At 54.6% G+C, this 12423-nt stretch carries 14 protein-coding genes; 9 read left to right on the top strand and 5 right to left on the bottom strand.

What is annotated here, in order from left to right; translation table 11 throughout:
- Positions 1–25 precede the first annotated feature (25 nt).
- The 5 genes from FIV00_RS27540 to FIV00_RS27520 form a co-directional block, all read right to left on the bottom strand.
- A complete protein-coding gene (locus FIV00_RS27540) occupies positions 26–529 on the bottom strand; it encodes a hypothetical protein (protein ID WP_152503699.1) in 504 nt (167 codons plus the stop codon).
- A 1-nt stretch (position 530) separates the two neighbouring features.
- On the bottom strand, positions 531–2735 hold the full coding sequence (locus tag FIV00_RS27535; RefSeq protein ID WP_152503698.1) for a glycosyltransferase: 2205 nt from the start codon (positions 2733–2735) through the stop codon (positions 531–533).
- A gap of 403 nt (positions 2736–3138) precedes the next feature.
- On the bottom strand, positions 3139–3486 hold the full coding sequence (locus FIV00_RS27530) for an SMR family transporter (protein WP_247649453.1): 348 nt from the start codon (positions 3484–3486) through the stop codon (positions 3139–3141).
- 75 nt (positions 3487–3561) lie between these two features.
- Positions 3562–4377 (bottom strand): hypothetical protein, encoded by an 816-nt coding sequence (locus FIV00_RS27525; RefSeq protein ID WP_152503696.1) that lies wholly within the window; start codon positions 4375–4377, stop codon positions 3562–3564.
- A gap of 232 nt (positions 4378–4609) precedes the next feature.
- Positions 4610–5284 carry a hypothetical protein gene (locus tag FIV00_RS27520; RefSeq protein ID WP_152503695.1) on the bottom strand — a complete coding sequence of 225 codons (675 nt, stop codon included), beginning with the start codon at positions 5282–5284 and terminating at the stop codon, positions 4610–4612.
- A gap of 43 nt (positions 5285–5327) precedes the next feature.
- On the opposite strand from FIV00_RS27520, the gene FIV00_RS30010 reads away from it, so the two are divergent.
- The 9 genes from FIV00_RS30010 (at position 5328) to lptB (ending at position 12335) form a co-directional block, all read left to right on the top strand.
- The gene (locus tag FIV00_RS30010; protein WP_173006188.1) at positions 5328–5504 is read left to right on the top strand and encodes a hypothetical protein; all 177 of its coding nucleotides are present in this window, start codon (positions 5328–5330) and stop codon (positions 5502–5504) included.
- 245 nt (positions 5505–5749) lie between these two features.
- Positions 5750–8104: a heavy metal translocating P-type ATPase gene (locus FIV00_RS27515; RefSeq protein WP_152503694.1), complete on the top strand. Its 2355-nt coding sequence runs from the start codon at positions 5750–5752 to the stop codon at positions 8102–8104.
- Positions 8105–8113: 9 nt separating this feature from the next.
- Positions 8114–8539 (top strand): Cu(I)-responsive transcriptional regulator, encoded by a 426-nt coding sequence (gene cueR, locus FIV00_RS27510; protein WP_152503693.1) that lies wholly within the window; start codon positions 8114–8116, stop codon positions 8537–8539.
- Entirely contained in the window at positions 8536–8964 is a 429-nt protein-coding gene (locus FIV00_RS27505; protein ID WP_247649295.1) for a cytochrome c, read from the top strand. Before cueR ends, FIV00_RS27505 begins: the two co-directional genes overlap by 4 nt.
- Positions 8965–8974: 10 nt before the next feature.
- Positions 8975–9430 (top strand): cytochrome c, encoded by a 456-nt coding sequence (locus FIV00_RS27500; RefSeq protein ID WP_152503692.1) that lies wholly within the window; start codon positions 8975–8977, stop codon positions 9428–9430.
- A 125-nt stretch (positions 9431–9555) separates the two neighbouring features.
- A complete protein-coding gene (locus tag FIV00_RS27495) occupies positions 9556–10176 on the top strand; it encodes a ribonuclease D (protein ID WP_152503691.1) in 621 nt (206 codons plus the stop codon).
- Between the two features lie 51 nt (positions 10177–10227).
- A complete protein-coding gene (gene lptC / locus FIV00_RS27490) occupies positions 10228–10884 on the top strand; it encodes an LPS export ABC transporter periplasmic protein LptC (protein ID WP_209006732.1) in 657 nt (218 codons plus the stop codon).
- On the top strand, positions 10881–11456 hold the full coding sequence (locus FIV00_RS27485; protein ID WP_152503690.1) for an LptA/OstA family protein: 576 nt from the start codon (positions 10881–10883) through the stop codon (positions 11454–11456). The genes lptC and FIV00_RS27485 overlap by 4 nt, the downstream gene beginning before the upstream one ends.
- 111 nt (positions 11457–11567) lie before the next feature.
- On the top strand, positions 11568–12335 hold the full coding sequence (gene lptB, locus FIV00_RS27480) for an LPS export ABC transporter ATP-binding protein (RefSeq protein ID WP_152504480.1): 768 nt from the start codon (positions 11568–11570) through the stop codon (positions 12333–12335).
- The last annotated feature ends 88 nt before the right edge of the window (positions 12336–12423 follow it).

Genomic DNA, 12423 nt, shown 5'->3' with positions numbered 1-12423 from the left:
TTCTGATTGCCGAGAGGTGAATGCGTCAGGACGCGTAGTCTTCGAGATATTCAAGCTCTTCAGTCATCGTGTCGTTGGGCGTTGTCAGCTGCTTGCCTTTGCAGGTCTCAACAAACTCTTCTGGATCTGCCGCCAGCGTGAATTCAAAGTCGGGAGCCCAGTTGTTCCGAATACGACTGATGCGCCGCGACAGGTACGTTGCCCACGGCAAGTCGCAAAAGTGAATTTTCTGTTCTTCATGGCTTGGCACGGCTTCAACGCGAAAACCCATCTGCAGCAAACTTGAAAAAGTGTTGCTGTCACAGACGACAACGACCGTATGAAAGGCATCAAGGTGATCCTTCATGTCCTGCAATTTGGCGTCTCGCTGCGCTTCGGATATGCCAAATGCCCAGACGAGCGCCACGGGCTTGGACTTCGCTGTTCCGGACAAAAGAACGGCCGTATCCTTTCGGGAACCGGCGAAACGGCAATAGAGAGAAATTGCGGGTTTTAGCAATCGGCTTCTGATCTTGTCTGAAAACTTCATGTCAGGCGCCGATCCTTTTTCTGCCGGAGAAAGAGCCGGTCGGCAAACCCGCAGTCACCGCGAAGTAATCTGCAATTTGGTTTGCACCTCTCCAGCCTTCGGACAGGATGCGACACTTTTCTTGCAAGTCCTGCCGTGTCTGCGTTTGCAAAATTTCGTCCAGGCAACCTTCCAGGTTGAATGGATCGTCTGTATCGCACGTCAGACACCAACCGGCCTTTGCAGCATATTCGGCCCTCGTTTCCTGGAGATCCATCTCCGGTGCTTTGTTGGGAACAAATACGGTCGGCAAGGACGACGCGAGAAACTCGTGAAAGGAGTTATATCCGGCTGCCGAAACCGCGAAGTCGAAACCGTTCAGATAGAGCCCGAGCGGGTATGCGGTCCGCCGATGGTATCTTTCGTTCGGCTCCCTGTCGTAGTCCGGGCTGATTGGCGATTTGATTTCAACAAAATGAACGTGTCTGTTGCGTTCAAGAACGGCGTCGATTGCTTGACGGGCAAAGGACATGTCGGAGTTTCGCTCCGAACCCAGCTGAACCAGACCAAGGGTGGCATCCTGCGGCAGGTCCAATAGGCGTCGCGCAGTTGCCCGCGTCATCATTTCCGCCTGGTCTACAAGCAAAACAGGGTCCGTGTGAACAAGATGATCACTCCCGATCCTGGCATATCCAGGATCCATTGGTGCAGCGACTTCGCCGGGTTCGACAACAAGGTCAAAGTGCGATGCGCGCCGGGATATCTCAGGTGCTTCCGCGCGCCACATTCCGCGCCGGATCCAGGCGGAACTCGCATCACCATAGTCTGATATTGCCTCGAGCAATCCGGAATAGGGTGTGTTGCCGTCGAAACTGACAAGTTCCGGACGGTAAAACGAGAGAGCGTCGCGCAGTTCCCGATAAAAGAAGTCGTTCCAGTCATCGACACGGCAGCCCAATCGGCGATGAAACGGGCGAAACTCGACAAGGTGTCCCATCTTCTGAGCAACCTTGACTGCTTCAGAAAGGGAAAAGAAAACTGTTTTGACGTCCGGCCCGAGTGCCTTTGCCACCGCCAGCTGTCTTGTCAGATGGCCAAGGCCGATCCCGTTTGAAGTCACAGCAAGCACAACATGTTGCCTGGGTGGTCGCGTCTTCAGCGATGGTCCTGCAGCATGCAGGTTGTGAACCTTGCCGGCCAGCTTTTCAAAGCGTTCTTCAAACTGTTCCAATCCGAAACGGGCCGACGCAAACTTTCTGGCATTTGTTGACACTTCCAGTCGATAGGTTTTGTCATCCAGGATCCGATCATAGTGCTCCGGCGCCTGCGAGGGGGTTCCGTAGAGCGCGGCGTCATCAAACCAATCGCGGAAATAGTTCGGCAGTACGGTCGGCAATCCCGCGGACAGCGCTTCCAGAACGCAGTAACCGAACGCTTCGATCCAGGCAGGGCTGTGAAAATAACTGTAGGCGTCAAGCCCCTTCAGGAATCCGGAAACCGGTTGCGTTGTAAATGGAAGACAGTGCCAATTGGATGGAATCTTCTCCAGTTCACTCAGATATTCCGGCCCCACGCCGAGCATGCGGAACTGATACCTGTTGTTCTCCGGATAGGCGAGCACAGCTTCTTCCGGGTCGGGCCACTTTTCGCGACCTGGGCGGGAGTGCCGCCCAATGACAAGAGGTCCGTCGATCTCACGGTTGTCGCAAATCGGAAAGTCATTCACATCTATCAAGTTGAGCCAGTCATCGGCACTGAGTTGTGCGGATAACCCCTGTGCTTCAAACCCCTGCCTCACCGTCGGTCCGACCGGAAGTATCGTCAATCCGTGACCAAAAAGGTCTCCGGCAACCCGTGACAGCTGATCGGCGTCATAGGCCTTTTCGCCAAACCGGTTCAAGGGTGGTTGGTGCGCAACAAGTGCGAACGTGTCCGCCTTGAAGCGCGGCACTTGCTTGAGCTGGCCGTCGAGCAATGTCGGGTGATATGCAAGGCAAAGGCGGCACTGCGGCGTCACGCCTTGGGGAACAATAGTTGTTTTCGTCCTGCGGATTTCGTTGAGCAGTTTCAAATTGGGGGGGCGTGATTTGGTCAGGATTGGCGAAGCGACCGGGATCAGTCCGACCTTTAGTCCTGCCTTTGCTGCTGCCCTTAACTCGTAAAACAGTGCAGTCGAGGTTCCGCCGGGAAATCGAATATCCGCAAGATAGACCAGGTCAAAAAACACGAACGAAAGCCTGCATGCCGGGCTGAAAAAGTTGTCTTTTCAATATGATCAGTAAGCCGGATTTCCGACACGGCCCTGGCTCAAAGTCGTGGACCGGCCTATGGAATCATTGTCAGAACCGCCATTGCCCACCGTGGTGTTTGTGTTGCACGCACTCGCGAGCGCCACCGTCAGACCATATGCAACGAGTTGTTTTAAATACGACATCCGAAATCCGCCCGACAGACAACACTATTGGTGAAATTTACATGGAGAAACCCGAACTGTTCAACCGAAAATTCCGCTGCGTCACTCATTCCGTTCAAAGAGCATGGCCTCACCGGTTGAAAAAGCTGTGAGGCCCTCTGTCAGTTCGCAATGCGCGGAAGAGGATTGCGTCTATTGAAACCCGAAATGCCCTGCTTCAGTGTCCAACAACATCTGAGAAGACATTGATCACAACAACTCCGGCGATGATGAGGCCAAGGCCCAGAATCGCGGGCAGGTCGAGTTTTTGATTGAAGACCAGCCAGGCAACGAGTGTGATCAGTACAATGCCGGCACCGGACCAGATGGCATAGACAATCCCGGTCGGCAGGAGACGGATGGGGAATGACAAGAGCCAGAAGGAAACAGCGTATCCGACAATTGTAATGATCGAAGGCCCTAAGCGGGTGAAGTTTTCGGTTCTTGCCAGGGCCGAGGTCGCGATTACCTCGGCGACGATGGCCGCGATAAGAAACAGGTAAGTGGCAACAGGCGTGGCAGGCATCGACGTTCTCTGGCGTTCGGACATTGTTGTTCCCGCCAGAAGGTCTGGACGGTGGTGAACCGTATTGCAACCATTTTAAAAGGCGTACTTGGTCTCCAAGAGCAACCCGTAGCGATGGTAGTTCTGATCAAAGACGACTTTCTCGTTGGTATAGATGTTGCGTCGGTCGAAGTTGGAATGAAGCCACCAATAACGGCCGCCAACGCCAAGCTTCCAGTTTTGGGTGAGATCTACGTTGAGCATGGCGTCCGCTTCCAGACCGTAGGTCCAGTCGCTTTCCCAGGTTTCAATCTGGTTGTAGCTCCAAGGAACGCCGGCCACATCGACTGACCATCCGACCCGTTCGCCAATGTCACCTTCCGCCGTCATTCCCAAACGGATTGCGTGCCAGTCTCGTGACTGCTCAACCGTGACGGAACGATAGGACGCCTTCAGGTCGTCGGAAAGATATTGGTAGCCGAGAAATCCTTTCAGCCGCACCTGGTTGTTCGCGAATTGAGCGAACTGCCAACCACCGTCCAGTACAACATAGCTGAGCGTGGTCTGACTGGTGTTGTCCATGTCCAAACCGACGAAATCGGTACTGCCGTCAACATTGCGACCAAGGCCAACAAATCCGCGAAAAAAGGTTCCTTCGGTCACGTCTTCAAGCGTTCCGACAATTTCGGCGGTATGGGACGTGACATCGGCGGTGCTGGAAATATCATATCGGGCGTTGTCCAGATCCGATTTCGATCTGCTGTACCAATAGCGGAGCCCGATGCTGCCGCGCAGACTTGAGGTCTGATAAATGCCGTCTGGACCTTGATGGGCATCGGCAGCAACCGAAGGGGTTGCAATACCCGCTGACAGGCAGATAACCGCAGACAGCGACCAGAAAAGTTTTTGCATCACCGAAACACCATTGGTTCTAACAGAAAGAAATTCGCGTTATTGGTGTGTCAGAATAGTGCTACTTATGGTTAATGGAGCGTGAAGATGCACTCAAATATGGCGAGGCGCCAATCCATTAAGGTGGCCCGTGTCGGGCTCCCGCTGACCACCATTGCGATGCGTGCAATCAGAATGTGGAGGATGCTCGTGCGATCAAAAAATCTGAAAGGCGTTACGGTCTGGAACCCGACTAGAATCGAGCGACTATGCCGACCAGTGGGCCATGTGTGATCGTGTCATATTCAAAACTGGATCTTCCGGATTTGTCATTGTCATAGTCGACACTGAGAGCCTTGTATTGCAGATGTGCTGACCAGGTCTTGTTGAAGTGATAGCCAGCGCCGGCCTGCACATTCCAGGTGAAGTCGGAACCGGCACCGAAGCCGCCGATGTCGCCACGGCCGTTTACCGACCATTTGTCATTCAGCATGTGAAAGGCGCGAATACCGACCACCGGATCGATCCAGTTGTCTCCTCTAGTGATGTCGAAGTTGCCCGCAATTGTGCCGGTGGCATCAAGGTCAAGGTCGATATCCCAATAACGCCCACCCGCATACACATCAATTGACGTTTGCGAGGTGCTGTAGGCTCTGTAAAAAAGCATGCCTTCAACTATCAGTTGACCAACCCCGACACGAATTCGTCCACCTGATCTGGGGGTATCTGTCGCTCCACCCAGGTTCATATAGGCGACATCAAGCATGCCGCCGAATTTCTGATTGTATAACGCTTCAGCGTGGATCATCCCGCCAAAGCGGAGGTTTTCCAGAATGTCACCCGTGCCGATGTCAATGTCGGTGCTCGGAAGTCGCCCAACCTGTGATGTCCCCGAAATATTGGCCGCTATGAAATAGGGAGCGAGCATAAATTCCCAGGTCCGATTGATCCTCTCATTGACGAGTGGCTCCGTGACATTTGGCTTGTTGGATAAATCGGCAGCAGACGCGCTGGCAATACCTGCGCTTAACAAAAGTGAAGCGGAACTAAGCAAATTCAGAGAAGTAGTGAGTTTTCTGCCGATTTTCATAAAACTGATCCGTATTTTTATCAATTGTTTTCTTGCTCAGGGCTTTATTTTTATTTGAAGTCATCATGATTTTAACTTCGAAGGATGGCAAGGAAATTGTCATTCGGTATTTTTGATGGGCATCAGCCCTTGTTTTGAAGGCCTGCGCCCAGTTGACATTTGGAAGACACGTGGGCGTAGGCCAGAGAATGCGAGGTGCTCGCCTATTGAGCATCTGCTGTCTACGCGTTTCCCCGTCTTGACCTTCCAGTGACTGGAAGCCCTAACTGACAGCTTCATGACAAGATCGGAGTCATCAGGATAATGCAGGAAGTCTTGGATCAAGCCGCTCAGGAAAATGTTGGTCAGGCGACCGACCCGGTATGCGGCATGTCCGTAACGCTCGGAAAAGGCAAACCTTCCCTCAAATACAAAGGTAAGGACTACCATTTCTGCAATCCGAAGTGTCATGACAGGTTTGACGCCGATCCTTATTTCTTTTTGTCGGGCAACAACGACCGGAAAAAAGCCCAAGAGGCGGAACGAAGCTCAGGCGAAGCGCTCTTCACCTGCCCGATGGACCCGGAAATCGTCCAGGAAGGGCCGGGAACATGTCCGATCTGCGGGATGGCTCTTGAACCGATGAGCGGTGTCTCCGATGAGCCCAATCACGAACTGATCGATTTTACCAAGCGGCTCTGGGTGAGTGCACTGGCCGCCATTCCCTTACTTATTCTGACTATGGGACCGATGGTCGGTGTTCCAATTCGTGACTGGATTGGCGAAAGCGTCGCAATTTACCTGGAGGTTCTGCTGGCGACACCGGTGGTTCTCTGGGCAGCGTTGCCGTTTTTTCAGCGCGGCTGGACATCGTTGACCACGCGTCACTTCAATATGTGGACGCTGATCATGATAGGCGTGGGAACCGCCTATGCCTATTCCATGGTGGCAGCATTCCTTCCATTTCTCTTTCCCGACAACTTGAAGAGCGCAAGCGGGCACCTTCCGGTTTATTTCGAAGCGTCCGTAGTCATTGTGGCATTGGTGTTTGTCGGGCAGGTGTTGGAACTGAGGGCGCGTGAACGCACCGGCGACGCCATTCGCGCACTTCTCGACTTGGCACCAAAGACCGCGCGACGGGTCACGCCGGAAGGTGATGAATATGATGCGCCGTTGGAAAACATTCTGGCAGGAGACAGGTTGCGGGTCAGGCCGGGTGAGGCCGTGCCGGTCGACGGAAGGGTTTTGGAGGGCAATTCATCGGTCGATGAAAGCCTGGTCACTGGCGAGCCTGTACCGGTCGCAAAGACGGACGGTGACAAGGTAACCGGTGGCACTTTGAACAAATCGGGTTCCTTCGTAATGCAGGCCGAGCTGGTTGGTGCCGATACCATGCTCGCCAAGATCGTTGACATGGTTGCGTCAGCACAGCGCTCAAGGGCTCCCATTCAGGGCCTTGCTGACCGTGTTGCCGGCATCTTCGTTCCCACTGTTGTAGCAGTTGCCTTTCTGGCATTTGTCGTCTGGCTGGCAGTCGGGCCAAGCCCGTCCTTCGTGCATGCCGTTATTGCAGCTGTATCGGTGCTCATTATCGCCTGCCCCTGCGCGCTTGGCCTTGCAACACCGATGTCAATCATGACGGCGACCGGCCGAGGTGCCCAGGCAGGCGTCCTGGTAAAAACGGCTGAAGCTTTGGAACGACTAGCGTCCGTTGACACGATCGTGGTCGACAAGACGGGAACGCTTACGGAAGGCCGACCCATTGTGAGCGATGTGCTGACGGCAGATGGTGTTGACGAGAACACGGTTTTGCAGCTTGCAGGAGCATTGGAAAAAGGCTCTGAACACCCGCTGGCAGAGGCCATTCTTGATGCCATCGCGCATCGAGATATCGATTTGCCGGACGCCCGGGAATTCCAGGCGATGACGGGCAAGGGCGTGACGGCAAGTGTCATGGGCGAGAGTGTTGTTTTCGGAAATGCGGCTTTCGCGCAGGAGGCCGGAGCCGATTTGTCCGAATTGCAGGAACGGGCGGAGGAACTGGCGCATCTTGGCAAGACGGCGATGTATCTCGTGCGCGGAAAAGGAAACAAGGCGGCCCTTCTGGGCGTGATTGCCGTTGCTGATCCGGTCAAACCCAATGCGAAAACTGCTATCGGCGCGCTGCACAAGGACAATATCAGGATTGTCATGGCAACCGGCGACGCTCCGCGAACCGCGGAAGCGGTCGCAAAAACACTCGGGATCGATGACGTGCGGGCTGGTGTCCTGCCGGAAGGAAAGCAAAAGCTGATAGAAGAGCTGAAAGCTGCGGGTCACATTGTGGCAATGGCCGGAGACGGCGTGAATGATGCGCCTGCACTCGCGGCAGCCGATGTCGGCCTGGCGATGGGAACGGGAGCCGATGTTGCCGTTGAAAGCGCCGGTCTCACACTCTTGAAAGGTGACCTGGAGGGTATCCTGCGGGCGCGCAACTTGGCTCGCGAGACGGTGCGCAATATCCGCCAGAACCTCTTTTTCGCGTTTATCTACAATTCCGTCGGTGTGCCGATTGCTGCTGGGGTTCTTTATCCCATTTTTGGTATTCTGCTTTCACCAATGCTGGCGGCAGCAGCCATGAGCCTGTCATCAGTGTCCGTGATCAGCAATGCCCTGCGTTTGCGCACTCTGAAACTGTGAGGCGGTCAGATGAATATCGGATCAGCAGCTGAACAAAGCGGGTTACCGGTCAAGACCATCCGATATTATGAAGACATCGGACTGGTGCTCCCGCAGCGGAGCGAAAACGGTTACCGGGAATTCTCAAGTTCTGATCTGGAGCGGTTGAAATTTCTTCAAAGGGCGCGAAGCCTCGGATTTTCAATAGAAGAGTGCCGTGAGTTGCTGTCGCTTTATGGCGACAGGAACCGTGCCAGTGCGGACGTCAAGAAACTGACTCAGGCGAAAATCCGTGAAGTCGATCGCAAGATTGGCGAGCTGAAATCGTTGAAACGGGTTCTCTCTAATCTTGCGGAAGCCTGTCACGGCGACAATCGGCCCGACTGCCCGATAATTGATGATCTCGCAGGGCAAAGGCCTGCCGCAGTTGACGGCCTCAAGGAAAAGGGCAAGTGACGGCGCGGACATTGGCTGTTGTCGCGGCGGGTCTGGCGACAATTCTGGCCTTGGCTCTCGCCACACAATTCAAAGACACCGGTGAACGTAAATATCCAGGGCAAGGTGTGCCGATGGTCGAAGTCACCATTCCCGAGTTGTCGGAACAGGCCAGAACAGGGCAAAAATTGTTTCAGGAAAACTGTTCGGCGTGCCATGGCGACAATGCCGTTGGAAAAGAAGGTTTCGGCCCACCGCTCGTTCACAGGATCTACGAGCCAAATCACCACAGTGACGGAGCATTCTTTGTTGCGGCCAAACAAGGCGTCAGAGCGCATCATTGGCCGTTTGGCGACATGCCTCCGGTGCAAAACGCCAGCCCGCGGGACGTTGAGCGCATTGTGGTCTTTGTTCGAGAACTCCAACGCGCGAACGGGATCTACTAGGAGGCAATGAATGAAACTGGGACAAACAGGAATTGCACTGCTGGGTACCCTGGTTGCGGTGGGGACGGCATTGGCGCATACCGGCGCAACTGGCATCGTCAAGGAGCGCATGGATGCAATGTCCGAAATCGGAGATCACGTGAAGGCCGTCGGCACCATGTTGAAGTCTGGCGAGCTGGATCTGGCCCGGGTATCGGTTGCTGGTGAAGCTATTGCAAAACATGGCGGTGCAGCCATGTTGAAGCTCTTCCCTGAAGACAGCCTGCATCCGCCAACAGAGGCAAGTCCCGCGATCTGGACGGAATGGGCGAAGTTTCAAACACTTGCCGATGATCTTCAGGTTGCCGCGTTGGCTTTGAAAAGCACGGCCGACGAAGGTGGAGACAAATCACAGGTCGCCGAGGCCTTCGGCACACTCGGGAACACCTGCAAAAGCTGTCACGAGGCGTTTCGCATTAAGAAGTGAAGGTCGCATTTCCCCTGCGGAAATTGATCCAGCTACCAATCCGCTTGCCACACGTCGTTCCATGTTTTACCTGACGGTCAACATTTTGATGCTTTGGCCGTATGGGCGACAGGAGACAATTCGACATGACCATCCGCTACCACAAGGGAGATCTCCCTGATCTGAGCGCTTACGAAAAGGCAAGTGCAGTAGCGGTCGATTCCGAAACGCTTGGCCTCAATCCTCATCGTGACAGGCTCTGTGTCGTTCAGCTTTCACCCGGCGACGGGTCCGCAGATGTGGTTCAGATCGCGCGCGGTCAGGCAGATGCGCCCAACCTTGCCGCATTGATGACAGATCCATCGAAACCGAAGATTTTTCATTTTGCCAGATTTGATGTTGCCGTCTTGAAGCACTATCTGGATATCCGTGTGTCACCCATCTGGTGCACCAAAATTGCGTCGAAGCTGGTGCGCACATACACAGATCGTCATGGTTTGAAGGACATTACCCGCGAGCTGCTTGGAGTGGAACTTTCCAAACAGCAGCAGAGTTCCGATTGGGCGGCCGAGACTTTGTCTGATGCACAATTGGCCTATGCGGCGTCAGATGTGCTCTATCTTCATGATCTGAGGGATCGGCTCCAGGCGATGCTCAAGCGGGAAGAACGTGAACACATCGCCAAAGCATGCTTTGACTTTTTGCCGACGCGTGCCGAACTTGATCTTAAGGGATGGGAAGACAATGACATCTTTGCGCATTCCTGATCTTTCCGGTTCTGCTTGACGGGCGGTGCCGGCGACAAATCGGAGACTTTTTTGACAGCAGTCACTGAATTCCCTGCAGAAGCAACTCACAGGCGGAAGCCAAGCAAGGCGCAGCGCGTTGCGAGACGGCACAGCCTGATGGTGCGCATATTACGCTGGCTGCTACCGGGAATAGGTCTTCTTATCCTCGGGGGGATGGTCGCGCTTGTGGTGTTGTTCAATTTTCTGAACAGTTTTGGCGCTGCCAACATGATGCTGACCAGCGAAGGTCTGGTGATGGATCACCCTGAGCTCTCAGGGCATGATGGCGAGCGCTCTTACAAGGTGACCGCAAGCAGAGCGATACAACGGTTGAGCGACCCCCGGATCATCGATCTTGAGACAATACGCGCCGATATCGTGCTGAGCGCTGATGAAAGCGCGGAAATCATCGCCTTGAAAGGCACCTACAACAACGCAGCGGAAACGCTGCGCCTTTATGAGGGTATCCAGCTGGAGTGGAGCGAAGGCTACACAGTGGATCTCTCGGAAGTACAAGTGGACCTGAACAACGGCGCCCTGTCCACATCGGAGCCCATCTCTATCCGTTCCGACCAGGGTCACGTTGTTGCCGGTAAGCTTTCTTATGATCAGAACAAGGGTCTCGTCCGGTTTTCGGACGGCATCAAAATGACGCTCAATCCGGCTGCTGAGGACGGGAACCAATGAAATCTCTCAAACTATTCGCGATCGCTGCTGTGTCCGTGCTCTTCGCCAGCGCAGCAGGGGCGCAGACTTTTTCCGACGCTTTTGCCGGGTTCGGGTCGAACGACGGACAGCCCATTGAGATTGAAGCAAGTGAACTTCGGGTGGAAGACAACAACAGCACTGCGACATTTGTTGGCGATGTGGTTGTTACCCAGGGGGAAACAAGCCTCAAAACGGAGCGGCTAAAGGTCTTTTATGCGGGCTCTGCGAGTGACACGACAAATGAATCGGCCGTCCAGCAGAAGATCTCGCGTCTGGAGGCCGCAGGTGGTGTCTATATCGCCTCCAAGGATCAAACGGCAAAGGGCGATGCGGCGAGTTTCGATATGAACCGCGAAATTATGGTCATGACCGGCCGGGAAGTTGTGCTCAGTCAAGGGCCTAACGTTGTGGTTGGCAACAAGCTGACAGTCAATTTGAAAACGGGTCAGGCGAACCTGACCGCCGGTCAGGGCAACGTATCGGCGGAAAGCGGCGGCGGAAGCGGCCGGGTGAAGGTCCGAATTCTACCTAACAGCGTAGAAGGCAATTGAGTTGCTTGTTTATCTGACTCGACAGCTCCCCTCGCAGCACCTATGTGAAGCTGCGGTAAGGATCGGACGGACGGCGCATCGGTGAAAAAAACCTCCACGGAATTTGACGACTTGACGGTTGGCGCACCGGGGCAGCGTGGTGAGCACGAGGATCTCTCCCGTTCACTGGTGGTAGACGGGATAGGCAAGACCTATGGCCGTCGTCAGGTGGTCAAATATGTGAGCTTGACGGTCAAGCCGGGGGAAGCGGTGGGTCTTCTCGGTCCGAACGGTGCGGGCAAGACTACGACCTTTTATATGATCACAGGGCTGATCCGGCCTGATCAGGGCCAGATTTCCCTTGAAGGTTTCAACATCACCCGGATGCCGATGTATCGGCGCGCGCGTCTCGGCATCGGATATCTGCCGCAGGAAGCATCCATTTTCCGGGGGTTGACTGTTGAGGAAAACATCCGGGCCGTTCTTGAGGTGATTGAGCCAAACCGGCAGAAACGGCGCGAAGAGCTGGACTCTCTGTTGGCGGAATTCGGCCTGACACACTTGCGCAAATCACCCAGTATCGCGTTGTCCGGTGGTGAGCGCCGGCGTGTTGAAATTGCACGCGCACTGGCGAGCCGCCCATCCTTCATGTTGCTTGATGAGCCTTTCGCGGGTATTGACCCGATCGCCGTTGGCGACATTCAGCAGCTTGTGCGGCATCTGACACAGCGCGGCATCGGTGTCTTGATCACCGACCACAATGTCCGCGAAACGCTCGGTCTGATCGACCGCGCCTATATTATCGCTGCAGGCGAAGTGCTTACAGAAGGCCTGCCGCAGGAAATTGTCACCAATCCTGACGTCCGCAGGCTCTATTTGGGTGAACAATTTACGCTTTGATGACTCGTGACCCGCTAGGTTATACACTCGGTCTGAAACGAATAAGCAAAAACCAGACCACTTAGGTAACGCGGGCACCCTAGAAGCA

The sequence above is a fragment of the Labrenzia sp. THAF82 genome, from assembly GCF_009363435.1.
GTDB lineage: Bacteria > Pseudomonadota > Alphaproteobacteria > Rhizobiales > Stappiaceae > Roseibium > Roseibium porphyridii.
This window is presented reverse-complemented; position numbering and strand designations above follow the sequence as displayed.